14 protein-coding genes are annotated in these 16,972 nt (G+C 59.5%); 7 read left to right on the top strand and 7 right to left on the bottom strand.

Annotated elements, in window-relative coordinates; all coding sequences use genetic code 11:
- Positions 1–30 precede the first annotated feature (30 nt).
- From ACO07N_RS20415 to ACO07N_RS20405, 3 genes are all read right to left on the bottom strand, one after another.
- Positions 31–1,353, bottom strand: coding sequence for a homoserine dehydrogenase (locus ACO07N_RS20415; protein ID WP_421982791.1), 1,323 nt, complete (start codon positions 1,351–1,353; stop codon positions 31–33).
- Positions 1,354–1,375: 22 nt separating this feature from the next.
- A complete protein-coding gene (locus ACO07N_RS20410) occupies positions 1,376–2,593 on the bottom strand; it encodes an LL-diaminopimelate aminotransferase (RefSeq protein WP_421982790.1) in 1,218 nt (405 codons plus the stop codon).
- A 241-nt stretch (positions 2,594–2,834) separates the two neighbouring features.
- On the bottom strand, positions 2,835–3,086 hold the full coding sequence (locus ACO07N_RS20405) for a hypothetical protein (RefSeq protein WP_421982789.1): 252 nt from the start codon (positions 3,084–3,086) through the stop codon (positions 2,835–2,837).
- Positions 3,087–3,429: 343 nt separating this feature from the next.
- Here ACO07N_RS20405 and ACO07N_RS20400 point away from each other — a divergent pair, with 343 nt between their 5' ends.
- A complete protein-coding gene (locus tag ACO07N_RS20400) occupies positions 3,430–5,235 on the top strand; it encodes a PHA/PHB synthase family protein (protein WP_421982788.1) in 1,806 nt (601 codons plus the stop codon).
- A gap of 326 nt (positions 5,236–5,561) precedes the next feature.
- On the opposite strand, the gene ACO07N_RS20395 is transcribed toward ACO07N_RS20400, so the two are convergent.
- On the bottom strand, positions 5,562–7,883 hold the full coding sequence (locus ACO07N_RS20395; RefSeq protein ID WP_421982787.1) for a sensor domain-containing protein: 2,322 nt from the start codon (positions 7,881–7,883) through the stop codon (positions 5,562–5,564).
- A gap of 301 nt (positions 7,884–8,184) precedes the next feature.
- On the opposite strand from ACO07N_RS20395, the gene ACO07N_RS20390 reads away from it, so the two are divergent.
- Positions 8,185–8,775, top strand: coding sequence for a DUF6653 family protein (locus ACO07N_RS20390; protein ID WP_421982786.1), 591 nt, complete (start codon positions 8,185–8,187; stop codon positions 8,773–8,775).
- Positions 8,776–8,839: 64 nt separating this feature from the next.
- Here ACO07N_RS20390 and speB read toward each other — a convergent pair whose 3' ends face one another.
- Complete coding sequence (gene speB / locus ACO07N_RS20385; protein WP_421982785.1) at positions 8,840–9,805, bottom strand: agmatinase; 966 nt, start codon at positions 9,803–9,805, stop codon at positions 8,840–8,842.
- Between the two features lie 250 nt (positions 9,806–10,055).
- Between speB and guaD the strand changes: the two genes are divergently transcribed.
- Positions 10,056–11,381: a guanine deaminase gene (guaD, locus tag ACO07N_RS20380; protein WP_421982784.1), complete on the top strand. Its 1,326-nt coding sequence runs from the start codon at positions 10,056–10,058 to the stop codon at positions 11,379–11,381.
- Between the two features lie 5 nt (positions 11,382–11,386).
- Here the strand turns inward: guaD and ACO07N_RS20375 are convergent, their stop codons facing one another.
- Positions 11,387–12,604: an MFS transporter gene (locus tag ACO07N_RS20375; protein ID WP_421982783.1), complete on the bottom strand. Its 1,218-nt coding sequence runs from the start codon at positions 12,602–12,604 to the stop codon at positions 11,387–11,389.
- A gap of 67 nt (positions 12,605–12,671) precedes the next feature.
- On the opposite strand from ACO07N_RS20375, the gene ACO07N_RS20370 reads away from it, so the two are divergent.
- The 4 genes from ACO07N_RS20370 to ACO07N_RS20355 all read left to right on the top strand — a co-directional run bounded on the left by ACO07N_RS20370 (position 12,672) and on the right by ACO07N_RS20355 (position 15,435).
- A complete protein-coding gene (locus tag ACO07N_RS20370; RefSeq protein ID WP_421982782.1) occupies positions 12,672–13,109 on the top strand; it encodes a helix-turn-helix domain-containing protein in 438 nt (145 codons plus the stop codon).
- A 117-nt stretch (positions 13,110–13,226) separates the two neighbouring features.
- Positions 13,227–13,586, top strand: a complete 360-nt coding sequence (locus ACO07N_RS20365) for a hypothetical protein (protein ID WP_421982781.1) — start codon at positions 13,227–13,229, stop codon at positions 13,584–13,586.
- Entirely contained in the window at positions 13,586–14,812 is a 1,227-nt protein-coding gene (locus tag ACO07N_RS20360) for an HlyD family secretion protein (RefSeq protein ID WP_421982780.1), read from the top strand. The genes ACO07N_RS20365 and ACO07N_RS20360 overlap by 1 nt, the downstream gene beginning before the upstream one ends.
- A gap of 146 nt (positions 14,813–14,958) precedes the next feature.
- The gene (locus ACO07N_RS20355) at positions 14,959–15,435 is read left to right on the top strand and encodes a hypothetical protein (RefSeq protein ID WP_421982779.1); all 477 of its coding nucleotides are present in this window, start codon (positions 14,959–14,961) and stop codon (positions 15,433–15,435) included.
- A gap of 14 nt (positions 15,436–15,449) precedes the next feature.
- Here the strand turns inward: ACO07N_RS20355 and ACO07N_RS20350 are convergent, their stop codons facing one another.
- Positions 15,450–16,847, bottom strand: a complete 1,398-nt coding sequence (locus ACO07N_RS20350) for an MATE family efflux transporter (RefSeq protein ID WP_421982778.1) — start codon at positions 16,845–16,847, stop codon at positions 15,450–15,452.
- Between the last annotated feature and the right edge of the window lie 125 nt (positions 16,848–16,972).

Here is a 16,972-nt window from a genome sequence, read left to right as displayed (position 1 = left end):
CCCCCGCAGCAAGCGGCAGGCACCTTGCTATCAGTTCAGCTTTTCAATGCGTATCATTTGAGGAGGCTCGGCGACGACGCCCTTGGACATGATCACGTCCAGGGCCTCCTTGATCGCAACCTCGGTCGTCTCATACGTGATCAGTATGACAGGTTGAGGCAACTCAGCGTCGAATGACGCCGGCGGCTCTTCCGCCGACTGCCTTTTCTGAACAATCGATTCCAGCGAAATACCGGCATCGCCCATGCAGCGCGCGATCTCCGCAAACGCACCGGGGCGATCGAACACGGACAGACGGATGTAGTAGCCGCCCTCGTGAAGCCGCATGCGCGCCCGCTGATAGTCTTTCAGGTCCCGCGCTGGCATTCCGAGGGCATGGGTCGCATCCCCCCGGGCAATATCGGAGATGTCTGCGACGACAGAAGACGCGGTCGCATTTCCGCCGGCTCCGGGGCCGACGAGCACGATCTCGCCGACATAATCCCCATCGACCGCAACCGCGTTCAGGACGCCGTCAATCCGTGCGATCGCAGAAGATTTCGGCACCATGGTCGGATGAACGCGCTGCTCGATTCCCGTATCGGTGCGCTGCGCCACACCCAACAGCTTGATGCGGAAGCCGAGTTCATCGGCCGCCTGGATGTCCGCCGTGGTAATGGACGTGATGCCTTCCATGAAAATCGTATCGCTTGAAATCTTCGTGCCGAATGCGAGGCTGGTCAGGATCGCCAGCTTGTGCGCGGTGTCATTGCCTTCGATGTCAAAGGTCGGATCCGCTTCCGCGTAGCCGAGGCGCTGCGCGTCGGCGAGACAGTCCTCGAAACTGATCCCTTCCGCCTCCATGCGCGTGAGTATGTAATTGCAGGTGCCGTTCAGGATGCCGTAAACGCGGCTGATGTCGTTGCCCGTCATGGATTCGCGCAGCGTCTTGACGATCGGAATTCCACCGGCAACCGCCGCCTCGTAATTGAGGACGGCGTTGTTCGCATCGGCGATCTCCGCCAGTTCCACGCCGTGGCGCGCCAGCAGGGCCTTGTTTGCGGTCACGACATGGACGCCACGTTCCAGCGCAGCGCGAACGCTGTCTTCGGCCGCACCGGCTTCGCCGCCAATCAGCTCCACATAAATGTCTATGTCAGCGGATCGCGCCATCTCGACCGGATCGCCGAACCACGTGCAGGCAGACACATCAATGCCGCGGTCCCTGGCGCGGTCGCGGGCGCTCACGGCGGTCACCTTGACGGCTGTCCCGGTTTTCCGGGCAATCTGCTCACCGTGTTTGTCCAGTAGTTGCACAACCGACGTGCCGACGGTGCCAAGACCAGCGACGCCAATTTTCAATGCTTCAGCCATTCAGATTATTGTCCAGTTCAATTCAGCCAGAAGTCTCGAGCGGGATGACGTTGTGCAGCTTTTGGTCCGCAGTTTCAAGAAAGCGGCGAATATTTCTCGCGGCCTGCCGAAGCCGCTGTTCGTTCTCGACCAGTCCGATGCGCACATAATCATCGCCGTGTTCCCCGAAGCCCAGACCAGGCGCGACGGCCACGTCGGCGCGTTCCAGCAGCAACTTGGAGAATTCGAGGCTGCCAAGAGCCCGGAACTTCTCGGGGATCGGTGCCCAGGCGAACATGCTTGCTTCAGGAGCCGGCACGTCCCAGCCGGCCCGACCGAAGCTATCCACCACGACATCGCGGCGCTTCTTATAGACCTGCCGGGTCTCGGCGATGCAGTCCTCAGGGCCATTGAGCGCAGCCGTCGCCGCGACCTGGATCGGCGTAAAAGCGCCATAGTCGAGATAAGATTTCACGCGTGACAGCGCAGAGACCAGGCGTTCGTTGCCGACAGCGAAGCCCATTCTCCAGCCCGGCATCGAAAACGTCTTGGAAAGCGAGGTGAACTCCACGGTCACGTCCATGGCGCCGGGCACCTGGAGAACGGACGGCGGCGGCGTCGCCCCGAAATAGATTTCCGAATAGGCAAGATCGGACAGGATGAAGATGTCATGCTTGCGCGCGAACGCGACGACGTCCTTGTAGAAGTCCAGATCGGCGCAATAGGCGGTGGGGTTTGCCGGATAGCACAGGATGATCGCGATCGGCTTGGGAACCGAGTGAATGACGGCGCGTTCCAGCGCATCGAAAAAGGCCGGGCCAGGTTCGGCCGGGACGTTGCGGATCGACGCGCCGGCCATGAGAAACCCGAAGGTGTGGATCGGGTAACTGGGGTTCGGGCTCAGGATCACGTCTCCCGGAGCGGAGATCGCCTGCGCCATGTTCGCAAAGCCTTCCTTGGAGCCGAGCGTGGCGATCACCTGCGTGTCGGGATCAAGCTTCACACCGAAGCGGCGGCCATAGTAGGCAGCCTGGGCCTTTCGCAGGCCGTGAATGCCCTTCGACGCCGAGTACCTGTGCGTTCTGGGATCCTGGACCACCTCGGTCAGCTTTTCGACGATATGAGGCGGTGTCGGAAGGTCCGGATTTCCCATGCCGAGGTCGATGATGTCAGCACCCGCAGCGCGCGCTTTTGCCTTCAGACGGTTGACCTGTTCAAAGACATACGGCGGCAGCCGCTTGATCTTATGGAATTCCTCCATGGCGCTGATCCTTGCGAGTTGACGTAGTGGCGGCGCGCAGACATGTCCTTGCCTGCGCGGCGGGGCTCTTTTAGCAGCCCCAACGCGTTTTCGCATCCGTCTTTGCGAAACTAGCCACCTAATTTTGGCCGGTTTTCCGAAAAGAAATTTCCACGACCACCGGGACGCTCCGAATTAAACCGATTAAGGCGGCAACGCGTTTTCAGCCTGCAAGCTGTTCCCGCTCAAGAGCCGCCTGCAATCACTGCGACGTTGCGAGCGATTCCAGATATTCCGCGGTCTCTTCGCGATCGGCCGGGTTGATCAACCCGCTTGAAACACCCGCGCTCACCGGGCGATCGTAGCCCTTTGGCTTCGGCACATTGCCGTCCAGTTGCGATTTGTCGCGTTTCAGGGCGACGATAAGCGGCGTTCCCGGCCCGACGCCGCAGGCGGTCAGGGTGAAGCAGAGAAGTATCGCGCTGCACATCGTGCGCATGCCGGTCAAACTCACCGTGTTCCTCCCGAAGCGGTGCATTCAAGACCTCGGCGGCCTCTCCACAAACGCTATCAGGTATTTTGCCTTCGTGCGGAAAGTTTCCGGTCTTTTCCAGAAGTATGAAGGTGTTTTCCTTCAAACTTTCGCGCGTCCGGGCACCTGCCCTCCCCCTCAGAACCGATGCCGCATACCGTCTGTCTGAGGTTCAATACGGATCGACTGCGCGCGCGCCTTATGCCATATAGGAACAACAGGCAGAATACTGGCGGAAACCCAACCAGATAACGCGATTTGAAGCCCAATACCCTCCGCCTTGAGGACAGGAGGGACAAAGAAAACACCGGAGGATACCATACCGATGTCTGACGACCGCCCGCATCCGATGTTGCACTACATTATCAACAACCCGGAAGCGTTTGCCCAGAACCTGGCAAAGACCCTGGAACAGGCGGGAAAAGCACTGGCTGCCTATATCGAGCCGCGCGAACAAGGCAAGATCAAGCACGAATCGACAGACGAACTGACGGGCGTGGTTAAAACGCTGGCCCAGGTTGGTGAATACTGGGCTTCCGACCCGCAACGCGCACTGGAGGCACAGTCAAGGCTCTGGAACGGTTACATCGAATTGTGGAATTCGTCCCTGAAACGGATGATGGGCGAACAGGCGGAACCGGCTGTCGAAACACCGGCCAAGGACCGGCGCTTCGCGGATCCCGAGTGGCAGGAAAATCAGTATTTCGACTTCATCAAGCAACTCTATCTCATCACCAGCAAGTGGGCCGAGGAAATGGTCCACGACGCCCAGGGGCTCGACGAACACACCCGTCACAAGGCGGAGTTCTACGTCACCCAGATCGCCAACGCGGTATCGCCGTCGAACTTCGTCCTGACCAATCCGGAACTGCTTCGCCTCACGATGGAAAGCAATGGCGAAAACCTCGTGAAAGGCATGCAGCATCTGGCGGAAGACCTGAAGACCGGCCAGGGCGAACTAAAGATCAGGCAGACGGACCCGTCCAAATTCAAGCTTGGCGACAATCTCGGCAACACGCCGGGCAAGGTGATTGCCCAAAACGATGTGTGCCAGGTCATCCAGTACACCCCGACGACCGGCGAGGTGCTGAAACGGCCTTTGATGATCGTGCCGCCCTGGATCAACAAGTTCTACATTCTCGACCTGAACCCCGAGAAATCCTTCATCAAGTGGGCGGTCGATCAAGGACATACCGTCTTTGTCATCTCCTGGGTGAATCCCGACGAACGGCAAGCGCAGAAGAGCTTCGAGCACTACATGAAGGAAGGTATTCTCGACACTCTGGACGTCATCAAGCGCGCGACCCGTCAGGAAGAGGTCAACGCGATCGGCTACTGCGTCGGCGGGACGCTGCTGGCCGTCACCCTCGCCTACATGGCAAAGGTCGGCGACGAACGTATCAAGACGTCAACCTTCTTCACCACACAGGTCGACTTCACCTTTGCGGGTGACCTCAAGGTCTTCGTGGACGAGGAGCAGATCTCGGTCCTTGAAAAACGGATGGAAGAACAGGGCTATCTGGACGGTTCGAAAATGTCGTCGGCGTTCAACATGCTGCGTTCGAACGACCTGATCTGGTCCTATGTGGTCAACAACTACCTTAAGGGCAAGGACCCCTTCCCTTTCGACCTTCTCTACTGGAATTCCGACTCGACGCGCATGCCGGCAGCGAACCACTCATTCTACCTGCGCAACTGCTACCTGGACAACAAGCTGTCCAGGGGCGAGATGGAAGTCGCCGGCGAGATGCTGGATCTTTCCAAGGTCACCATTCCGATCTTCAACCTCGCCACGCGCGAGGATCACATCGCGCCGCCCAAATCCGTCTTCCTCGGGTCCGGCTGCTTCGGCGGTCCCGTCGACTATGTCCTTGCCGGGTCCGGGCACATTGCGGGCGTGGTCAATCCGCCGGCGAAGAAAAAATACCAGTTCTGGACCGGCGGCGAGGCAAAGGGGACGCTGGAAAACTGGCTCAAGAATGCCGAGGAGCATCCGGGCTCCTGGTGGCCCTACTGGGATCAATGGATCCGTTCAAACGACGGGGCGACGGTCAAGGCGCGCAAACCGGGCGCCAACAGGGTCAAGATACTTGAGGATGCTCCCGGTTCCTACGTTATGCAGAAGGTCTAGAGCATTTTCCGACCAATTTGAATCATTTGATGCGGATATCCGGTTCACTCGGCCAGGCGGGTCACGAAGCGCGATGCGGTGCATCGTGCAAGTGGCACAACGCAGCCGATGGGCTGGATATCCTCACCCTTTGTGGAACGCATTCAAGCGACAAACATCAAGATTGGCCGGGCCCTTTTCCGCTCTGGCGTCGTTGGTTCACCCTTGTGGTGGGCAACACCACGGCGGGCGAACCGTCTCGCCAGCGCGAAAAAGGGCCTCGGTCAAATGATCCAAATTGGTCGGAAAATGCTCTAGGTTTACGGGTCCGTACCTTAGCGTACGGATCAGCGTGATTGCGCGCTGATCGGCATCAGGGTCATTCCCAGGAGCGTTGCGAATTTTTCCGGCGACATGGGTCTGCCGAAATGGAACCCCTGTACGGTTTCGCATTTGCAGCTTGCTAAAAATGCCTGCTGCTTCGCGGTTTCGACGCCTTCAGCCACGACGTTCAGTCCGAGTTCCCGACCGAGTGAGATAATGGCGCGTGCAATGCTCCGATCGTTCTCGTCGGTTTCCAGGTCACGGATGAAACTCTGATCGATCTTCAGGCGCGTGAGCGGAAAGTTCTTCAGGGCAATCAGGCTGGAAAACCCCGTTCCGAAATCGTCGATCGCAAGCTTCAGACCGATCTTGCGGAAATCGTCCATGAGCTTGACCGCCTGATCGGCGTTCTTCATCAGAAGATTTTCCGTGACTTCCAGTTCGAGATGTTGCGCCGACAGCCCAGTTTGCGCGAGCGTGTCGCAAACGTCGCCGGTCAGAGCGGCATCGCGGAACTGCCGGGGGGAGACATTCACGCCAATGGTGATGGTCGGCAAACCCTGAAGCTGCCATTCCCTGTTCTGGCGGCAGGCCTCGAACAGAACCCAGCGCCCGAGCGGCACGATCAGGCCGCTGTCCTCGGCCAGCGGCACGAAGTCTTCGGGCATCAGCCTGCCGAGAAACGGATGCCGCCACCGCACCAGTGCCTCGGCGCCCACGATCCGGCCACTGAACAGATCGTATTGCGGCTGGTATTCGAGGTGGAATTCGTCGTTTTCGATCCCACGGCGCATTTCCTCAAGCAGGGTCAGCCGGTTGAAGGATTTCTTCGGCCTTGAGTGTTCGAAAAGCTTGAAACCGTCGCGGCCCTGGGACTTTGCCTCGAACATCGCCTTGTCGGCATTCTTCAGGAGTTGTTCCGCGTCTTCGGCGTCCGACGGGCAGCTTGCCGCGCCAATACTGCAGGTCACGTGGAAAGACAGGTCACCGATGGATATCGTCCGGGTGATTTCATTTCTGAGTTTCGTCATCAGGTCGACAAGCGCCAGTTTCTGCGCGTGTTCTCCTTCGACAATCAGGACGAATTCGTCTCCACCGAAACGCACCGATTCATGCTGACCGCCGTGCACGGACAGGATGCGTTCGGCGATGATCATGAGAACCTGATCGCCGATCGCATGGCCAAAACTGTCATTGACAAGTTTGAAGTCATCGAGATCGACGAAGAGAACCGCAACCGGTTCGCCGGACTGCAAGCTGCCGGACACCTTTTCAGCCAGCTTGGCCTTGAAATCGTGCCTATTGGGAAGCCCCGTGAGAACGTCATGATTTGCGAGGTAACGTATCTCGGTTTCCGCACGCTCCCGTTCCACGGCGATGGACGCCAAGCGGGCGGCCTCGACAGCGAGTTTGTGCTCATGTTCGCTCGGCCCGCGCACTTCGTTCGAGTAGAGCCCGAAGGTTCCGAGAACGCGCGCGTCCTTGCCGAAGAAAGGCACGGACCAACAGGCGCGCATGTCGAATTCACGGATGAGATCCCGGAACTCGCTCCACAATTCGTGTTCCAGCATGTTGTCCACGAACACGCTTTCGCGCCGGTAAACCGCGGTTCCGCAGGATCCGACCTTCGGGCCGACAGGGGTTCCCTTGCACAACTCGACATAACCTTCCGGCAAATTCGGAGCGACGGCTGGAACCAGATGCTCACCATCTTCGCTGACCAGCATGATGGATCCCATGACGCCATCCATCTGGCTTTCCATGGTCAGGACGAGGGTTTCGAGCACCTCATGCAGCGGTTTCGAAGTCGCAATCTCCTGGAGGACCTTGTTCTGCCCCTCTTGCAGGAGTTGCGCCTTCTTGCGCTCCGTGATGTCACGTGAAATCCCGACGATGCCGACGACCTCACCTTCGGCGTTGAGGACCGGGTATTTCGATGTCGACAACCAGCGCCGCGTGCCGTTCTTCGGAAGGGCCACTTCCTCGAAGTCGATCCGTGCTTCCTTGGAAGCCATGATCTCCGCTTCTGCAGCCTTGTACTCACGGCCGGTTTCCAATGGGTGCAGCTCGAGATCTGTCTTGCCAATCACCTGGGACGGGTCCTCAAGTCCGAGATCGAGCGCAACCTGGCGGTTGGCCATGACAAACCTGTGATGCCGGTCCTTGGCGAAAATGTAGTCCGAAACGTTGTTGACCAGCGTCTGCACCCAGTCATCACTCAGGTGCAGCTGATCACCTTTTTCCAGATGATCGAGCCCGTTGATGCGGTCAAGTTCTTCCGCGAGCGTCTTTCCACTCGTCAATTGAACGTGCTGATTACCGGCAAGCATTGTCTCTTTTTTCATCCGGTCGGTTCACCCGCCTGGTTCATCGGATAGTTCGATATTTTATGTATTTTGCACCTAATAAACAATAAATAGGCAGCAACTTTCAGAAGTGAACGGCGACTTACGCTAAGAGATGTGCGTCGCCTCCCCTGCGGAATCCAAGGCTCTGCCGAACAAGCAGCTTGCCGATTTCATGTCTGTGCCGAACCCTTTCGCCGGTGCGGAGCTGCGGCACTTTCGGCGCATCGGCCAACCGAGATTGCCAAGTGTCCGGGACTGAGGGTATGGTTGCGCTTCGATTGTAAACGCAGCGTTAACCATGCAGACACCCGAACGACATCAGTTCCGACAGGTACAGCCGGCACATCACGGGGGACACCCCGCAAATTCGGTTCTCGGGACCCTGCGAATAACAGGCGGAAGCAAGCCGGCGGGAGCACGCGCCACCTACGCCAAGCTGTTGACGCCTGCGCTTGTCTGCCTTGCGATCTGGTCACACATCTGGGTTGGCACGGCTGCCGCCATTGCCCTCACGACCCTGGCCGTCGCAGGACTGGTTTTTCTTCAGAGTAAGCAGGCCGCACCTTCGACAAAGCCGACCTGGGCAAACGCGGTCGGTTTTGGAGAACGGATCTGGCTGAACCGCCTCCACACGCCGATACCGGACAAATTAAGTGCCCGCATCACCACGCTTTTCCTGGTCTATTGGCTCGGGGCCGTGATCGCCTATACGGGCGGCATCACGGCATCCCTCCTTCTGACCGGGACAGGTCTGCTCGTTGCGTATTCGGCGCAACTCGTGTGTTTCCAGAAACAGGTCGTGCTCTTTAGGCAGATGAAGGACAGGTCGCCACTCTACCGGTTCTGGTCGTCGGCACCGGACAATGACAACTCCGAAAAGAATGCCTGACGTCCTGCTTGCCCGTTCTGCAATGCCAAATCGGCCGTAGATCCTGCCGGCGGCTTCCGCCGGATCATGATCCCGCGCGCTTTCGCCTTTCAGCCATCAGACCGATATAGGTCAGTGCCACACTGGCGCCGGCAATCGATGTGATATCGGCATGATCGTAGGCCGGGGCGACTTCGACGACATCTCCTCCGACAAAGTCGATTTCACGCAGCCCCCGCAGGATGCAGAGCGCTTCGCGTGACGTCAGTCCGCCCGAAACCGGTGTACCGGTTCCAGGTGCGAAGGCGGGATCCAGACAATCAATGTCGAAGGTCATGTATGCGGGCGCGGAACCGACGCGTCTTTTGACGAGGTCGATCACGCCCGATACCCCGAGGTCTTCCATTTCGTGACCGAAAATGATGTCCAGTCCGCAGGTTTCGGGGGCATGTGTGCGGATGCCGATCTGGATCGACTTGTGCGGATCAATCAGGCCTTCCCGGACCGCACGCCCGGTGAATGTCCCGTGATCAATCCGGTCGCCCTCGTCGGGCCAGGTGTCCTGGTGGGCGTCGAACTGGACCAGTGCAAGCGGGCCGTGTTTGGCGGCATGCGCGCGCAACAGCGGATAGGTGACGAAATGATCGCCGCCGATCGAAAACAGGTGTGTGTCCGTTGCCAGAATTTCGGCGGCCTGGGCTTCGATGTGGCCCGGCACATCAGCGTTGCGGCCATAGTCGAATACACAGTCACCATAATCGACACAGGCGATCTCTTCGAACGGATCCATGTGAAAGGGGTATTGCGGATCGCCGTCGAAAATGGCCGAGGCCCTGCGCACGCCCTGGGGGCCGAAGCGCGCACCCGGTCGGTTGGACACCGATGCATCGAAGGGAATGCCCCAGACCGCGAGGTCGACGCCATCAAGGTCTCGGCTGTATCGCCGCCGCATGAAGGACAGCGCACCGGCATAGGTCGATTCATGCGACCCGCCCTTCAGCGACTTTCCAAGAAAGGCATTGTCGGTCGGACGCGGCAAATCTGCTGACATATCATCTTCCTCTGCGCAACCCTTGGTGTGGTTTCAAGGCAGCTTCACGTGTTACAGACGGTCTTTAACAGACGACATCAGATCGTGCCAATCGAAACAATCCCAGAAAGACGCGAACCTGCGCGCGCGGTTGGCCAAGTGCACACGGTCGCTTTTCAACAGGCTGATGGCGCCCATTGTTCCCCGGCGCGCGCGGGACTATTACTGGGTTTCTTCCCGCTTCCTGCAGACCGACCAAGGACATCACGCTGTGGCAGACCAGACAAGAACACTCCTGCGCGGCAGACTTCTGACCTTCAACGCCTGCCCGGGCGGAGCGGATGACACGGACGCCTATACTTACCTGGAAGACGGCGCCCTGCTTCTGTCCGGAGGTACGATCGAGGCATATGGCGACTTTTCAAAGATTTCCAGAGAGGTGCCTGACGGGGTGACAGTCATCGATCACCGTCCGCACCTGATCCTTCCAGGCTTCATCGATACGCATATTCACTTTCCCCAGGCACAGGTGATCGCCTCCTGGGCGGATCAACTGCTCGACTGGCTGAACGACTACACGTTTCCGGCCGAACAGAAATTTGCCGACAAGGCGCATGCGGACCGGATCGCGGCCCATTTCTACGACGCCCTGGTCGCACACGGGACCACCACGGCGGTCGCCTATTGTTCCAGTCATCCGAACTCGGTCGACGCCTATTTCGAAGAGGCAGAACGCCGGGGCATGATGATGCTCGGCGGCAAGACGATGATGGACCGTAACGCGCCGCCCGCTCTCTGCGACACGGCGCAAAGTTCCTACGATGACAGCAAGCGGCTGCTTGCCAAGTGGCACGGCAAAGGCCGGGCGAAATATGTCATTGCACCGCGCTTTGCAATCACCTCGACGCCGGAGCAGCTTGAGGCTGCCGGAACCCTGCTCAGGGAACATCCCGAGTGCCACCTTCAGACCCATATCAACGAGAACCAGAACGAAATCGCGTTCACGCGGGAACTTTATCCGGATGCCGCGCACTATCTCGGGGTCTATGAAAGCTTTGATCTCCTGGGTCCGAGGACGTTGCTCGGACACTGTATTCACATGACCGGACACGAACTTCACGTCATGCGCGAAACAGGGTCCGTCGCCGTTTTCTGCCCGACGTCCAATCTCTTCCTGGGCAGCGGCCTTTTCGACAAGTCAGGCCTTGAAAGCGCGGGCATCCGTACCGCGATCGCGACGGATGTCGGCGGCGGAACGAATTACTCCATGCTGCGCACACTCGATGAGGGTTACAAGATCCTGCAGCTCCAGCGGCAGCGCATGCATCCGCTCACCAGCTTCTACTGGATCACTCTGGGGAACGCCCAGGCCCTGTCGCTTGCCGACAGGATCGGGACGCTCGATCCCGGCACGGATGCCGATCTGGTGGTGCTCGACGCAGGCGCAACGCCCGCAAAGGCGCTGCGCATGGAAACCGTCACGACCCTTTCTGAGGAACTGTTCCTCCTGCAAACGCTCGGCGATGATCGCTGCGTCGTGGAAACCTATGTTGCGGGCGCACCGCAGAAATGCCTGCTGCCCACCGGTGCGCACTGATCCGCTCAGGCTTCCGCTTTCCCGCAGGAGCCGAACAGCGTGGTGGCTGCGGCTCCGATCGCAAACGCGGCAAACACGCCTGCTGCACCAAAGAAGACGGGTTGAAAACCGGAGGCCTCCAGCCAGGTGGTCAGGAGCAGCGGCGAGACAACCTGTCCCGCGAACATGGCCGTGGTCACCAGTCCCGAAGCGCTGCCTCTGCGATTGCCCGGTGCGACCTTCAGGGCCAGCACGAAAAACCCCGGCTGCACCAGGGAATATCCCGCGCCGATCAATCCTGCACCGGACAGCACCAGTACCCAGACCGGGTAGGAAACGATGACCGCGAACCCCGCTGCCATTGCCGCGAAACCGGCCGCAAGCACCACCGTGAGACCGAACCTGTCACTCAAAGGCTTGAACAACAGCGCGGTCGCCCCACCGGCGAGCATCAGGACACCGAGCGTTGCGGCGGTTCCCGAAGCAGGGTCAAAACCGATCCCCAGCAAGTAGAACGGTATCTGGCTCGGCATCAGAAAGAACAGCGTCACGGTGCTCATCGTCAGTGCGCAAATGGCCGCAATCGCGCCGAGCCACGTTCCCTTCCCGCTGCCCTGTCGGGTGCGCGTGTCATCACTTGCCACGTGTGCCGCCTTGCGTTCCTGACGGCGTATTCCTGACAGAAACGGCAACAGGATAACGGGCAACAGGTAAACCAGAAACGGAAGCCGCGGAGACAGGCCTGCCAGGAAGCCGGCAAGAGAAATGAAGATCAGGCCGCTGAAGTTGATCGCAACGGTCTGCCATCCAAGGAACGCGTTGCGCCGGGAACCTTCGAACAAATCGCCGACAAGCGCGACCTGAGCGGTCATTGTCAACGCGACGGCTGCCCCGAGCGCCAACCTGCTTAGCAGGATGGACTGAAGATCCGGCAGGTAAGCACCGGCGCTTCCCGCCAGGACGAACAGGACAACGCCAGCGACCAGGAGCCGCGCCTTTCCGATCCGGTCGGCTAGCAGGCCGGCCACCGGTGCGACGCATATGACCGTCAGCGATGGAGCGGCCACCAGGAAGCGCGTCAGATGTCCGGCATGCGGGTCCTGCGCAAAACTCGCCTCCAGAGCCGGCAGGGCCGGACTGATCGTGGCATTCGCCATGATTTTCAATGTGGCCGTCAGCAGAAGGCCAATGGCGGCGGCATCCAGCCAGAACGGACGCACAGACATTCGGTGTAGGTGAAGCATCGGTTTTCCTTGCATTTCGGACAGGATCGCGTCACGCTACCAATTGAAGTCGACTTGAGGTCAAGAGATGAAATTGCTGGATATTTCCGAAGTGTCCGACCATACCGGCATTGCCGCCTCGGCCATTCGCCACTACGAGGAGAAAGGCCTGCTAACGTCAGTGGGCCGGCGGGGCCTGAGACGCCTCTTCGGTCCGGACGTGCTCGACCGGCTGGCGCTCATCACTCTCGGCAAGAGCGCCGGGTTTTCACTCGACGAGATCAAGGACATGTTCGGGCCTGACGGCCGCCCAGATATCTCGCGCGAAAAACTGACCGCCAGGGCAGATGAACTTGACGATCAGATCCAGCGTCTCGGGAGCCTCAGAGACATGATCCGTCATGTCGCCGTGTGTTCAGCGCCGTCGCACATGGAGTGCCCGCGCTTCAAAAAGCTGTTGCGCGTTGGAAGCAGATCACGAAAGAAAAACTCGTCCATGCGCCGGGAACGGAAGTTGATTGGCTGAAGCGGGACCGGCGTCGAAATAATCTGCAAGTCGTGACTTCCGTATTAATGCGAATTGCCTGCAACAATCCGGCCTTGTCTACTGTCCAGGACACGAAACAATCCGGAACCTTGCGCCATGGAACTGCTGCAAAGTGACATTCAGCCGGACCCGGTTCCCTTCTTTGTTACGGGTCCGGGCGCAAGCGATATTCTGTTTGTTGCCGTGGCAATCGTCCTGGTTCTTGTCCTGCTCGGCTTCGGAGCGCTTTACTTCACGATTCAGGCCCTCCCCGATCGCCTGGCTTCCGGTGCCGGCAAGGCGCAGCTGCAGATTGTCGGTATCCTCGGGCTCCTGTCTCTGTTCCTCATGAACAACGCGCTCTGGGTTGCGGCGCTTCTGCTCGCTGCCATTCCGATTTCAAGGATCGTTGTTCCGGTCAAGGTCCATTCCCTGAGGCGCCGCCATGCAAAGACCGGAACCAGGACACCTGACTGATGCTCGAACTTTTTTTCAGTGCTCTGGTCACGATCCTGCCGGACTATCTCTATCGCCGGTACAAACAGGGCAAGCGCCTCGGACACGAGATAAACCTCTTTTCGGTCTGGTATGAGCTGCGCTGGGGTATCACCGGCTGCGCGGTGCTGGCCATTTCACTCCTGACCGTCATCTTCTATTTTCATCCGACAACCAACAATGTGACGTCGCTGTTTCGCACCGTGTCCATTTTGAGCGACAGGCCGGGGCGCGTTGAGGAAGTCTATGTTTCCGACAACCAGTTTGTCCGTGCGGGCGCGCCGATCTTCCGGCTGGACACGCAGCGGCAAAGGGCCGCCGCCGAAACCGCAAGACGGCGTATTCTGGAAGTGGACGCCGCCATTGCGGTCGCCAGGTCCGAGATCGCGGCTGCAGACGGTGCCATTGTTGCAGCGCAAAGCCAGTTGAAGCAGGCCGAGGACGACCTGCGCCGCCGGGAAGATCTCGCAGACCGCAACCAGACTATCGTGAGCGAACAGGAACTCGAACGCCTTCGTTTGGCCGTCGTCGGATTAACGGGAACACTTGCGGCGGCCGAAGCCCAACGGGACGTCGTTGTCGGACGCCTCGAAACACTGCTGCCCGCGCAACGCGACAGCGCGGAGGCCGCCTTGCGGCAGGCAGAGACGGAAATCGAAAAATCGACCGTGTTTGCCGGAACGGACGGCACGGTGCGGCAGTTCAAGCTGAAGCCGGGGGATCTTGTCAATCCGATACTGCGACCGGCCGGAATCCTCGTGCCCGAGGGATCCGGTCTTGGACGCTTCCAGGCCGGGTTCGGCCAGATCTCCGCGCAGGTGCTTCATCCCGGAACCATCGTGGAAATCACCTGCGCGTCAAAACCGCTGACCGTTATCCCGATGAAGGTCGTCGAGGTTCAGCAGGCGATCGCCAGTGGGCAGCTGCGCCCGACCGACCAGTTGATCGACATTCAGGACCGTGCCCGTCCCGGCACCATCCTGACCGTGATCGAACCTCTCTATGAAGGTCATGCGGATTATGTTCCCCCGGGAAGCCGATGCATCGGCGTCGCCTATTCCAGCCATGAAAAGGCCATCGCGGCCGGCGAGATCACGGGCTTCTCTGCCTTCATCTCGCGCATCGTCGACGGCATGGGCATTGCGAACGCGATCGTCATTCGGGCGCAGGCCCTGCTGCTGCCCGTCAAGGTTCTGGTGTTCTCCTGATCGACAGGAAAACTCGCGCACCACGCCTGAACCCTGTACATCTAGGTTGACGTGGTCTGCCTGTTTGTCAATTTATTTGCATGTCCTGGTTGAGTCGTTCCTTCGGTCGCAAGAAACCACCACAAATCTATCTCGGCGACGTCCAGATGCGTTTGAACTGGAACCTCTTGAGCGTATTTTTCGACGATCTGGACTACACTTCGGAACCGCAGCCGAGCCCCCAGGTCCTGCGCGAGCACTTTTCCAGTTTTCTTGGGCTGCCAAAACATGACCCCGCAGTTGCTTCTGCTCCCGGCGACCGATTGTTTCACCTGGCCATTGTCGACTTGCATCACGGATTCTTCGATACCCTCCGCGACGCAGACTTCTGGATGCCCCTGTTTTTGCGACCATCCGTGACTGTTCAAGGCTACCTGCTCGATATCGACACCGGTGATCTGCTCGCCGAGGAAAAGTGGACACAAAAGCCCGGATGGGTGCGTTACCGCAACCCGCGCATTCTTGCCCCAAGTCTCCTGTCCGGAGCCGATGCTGCCGGTGCTGATCTGGACCCGCCGATGTGCGAAACGGCTGCGATAAAAGTGCTCATGCGTCTGAAACAAAAGGCCGATGGCAAGACCTGACGGCCCCGGCTCACCTACCTTCTGGAAAAGAACAGGATCACCTGACGCGCCTGGCGCTGGAAGATGCCGGGACCCTTGGGTTGCTCCGGATGTTTCTCAACGTCCCTGACCACCTGCCGCACCAGGACGAGTGCCAGGAGCCCGAAGACGATGCCGCCCGCGGCCTGCCCGATCAGCACACCGGGCGCGCCGAGATAGGCGCCTCCGAGCCAGACAAACGGTATCGTGCCGAGCGTATGGCGGCCCCAGTTCATCCAGGTAGAGTAGAACGGACGTCCGAGATTGTTGAAGAAGGCGTTCGACACGAACAGGATACCGTTGAAGAAGAACACCAGCGCAAGCGGACCGCAAAAGAGATAGATCAGCGTGAGCGCCATGCCGTCCGCGCCGAACAGCCGTGCGATCGGTTCGCGCAGCATATAGAGCGCCAATGCCGCGACACCGACGACAAGGGCGGTGAACAGCAGGGCATCGCGCAGGGTTTCTCGGACACGGTCGAAACGCCCTGCTCCGTAATTCTGACCAGCTATTGGACCGACGGCGCCGGACAGCGCGAAAATGGTCGCAAAAGCCAGCGGTGTCATACGCCCGATGACGGCCATTCCGGCAACGGCATCCTCGCCGAATTCCGCCATGGAACGCGTCACCCAGGCCTGACCGACAGGCGTTGCCAGCTGGGTCAGAATGGCCGGGAAGGCAATCGCGGATACCGGCGGCAGGTCCCTGAAGAGCTGCAACGGCCGCGGCAGGCTGAGGCCGCCGTGATACCGGATGATCGGTGCGAGTGCATAGGCTGCGATCGCCACGCGCGAGATCGCGCTGGCAAGGGCCGCTCCAGTCAGTTCTAGGTCCAGGCCGAAAATCAGGATCGGGTCGAGAACGGCATTGACGATACCGCCGACAATGGTCGACATCATCGCCCGCCGTGCATCACCATGCGCGCGCAAAATGGCCCCGCCCGCCATTCCCAGCAGTAATATGGGCAGTGTCGGCACAATGATGGCCAGGTACAGAACGGCAAGGTCGTGGGTGATGCCGCGCGCGCCGATCAGCGTGACGAGTTCATCAAGCGCCAGCCACACACCGAGCGCAAACACAGCCGCGAACAGAAAGCCAGCGGTCAGGGCGTTCGATGCCCGCTGGCGCGCCCGTTCCCTGTCCCCTGCCCCAAGCGCCTGCGCGACGAGCGCGCCGGCCGCGATGGCGACACCGATATTGAAGGAGGTCGTGAAGAACAGGATTGCGCCTGCATATCCGATCGCTGCCGCCAGTTCGTCCTTGCCGAGCATGGAAATGAAGATCATGTCGACGAAATCGACGGCAAAGATCGCCATAAGGCCAATCGAGGACGTCAGCGACATCACCGTGACATGGCGAAACAGGTTGCCTTCAAGAAATCGCGCCTGGGACATCTGGCCTGGTCAAGTCGGGACACGGGACCTGCCGGGTCCGGTGGCGAATGCGGAAATGTTCGTTCGAAGACAGCTCGAGGGTACGGGCTCATAAATGAAGCCGTACCCTAGCTTAAAAACCGGCC

The organism is Roseibium sp. (assembly GCF_965229775.1).
Lineage (GTDB): Bacteria > Pseudomonadota > Alphaproteobacteria > Rhizobiales > Stappiaceae > Roseibium.
The sequence above is the reverse complement of the archived record's forward strand: the minus strand, read 5'-3'. Positions and strand labels throughout refer to the sequence as shown.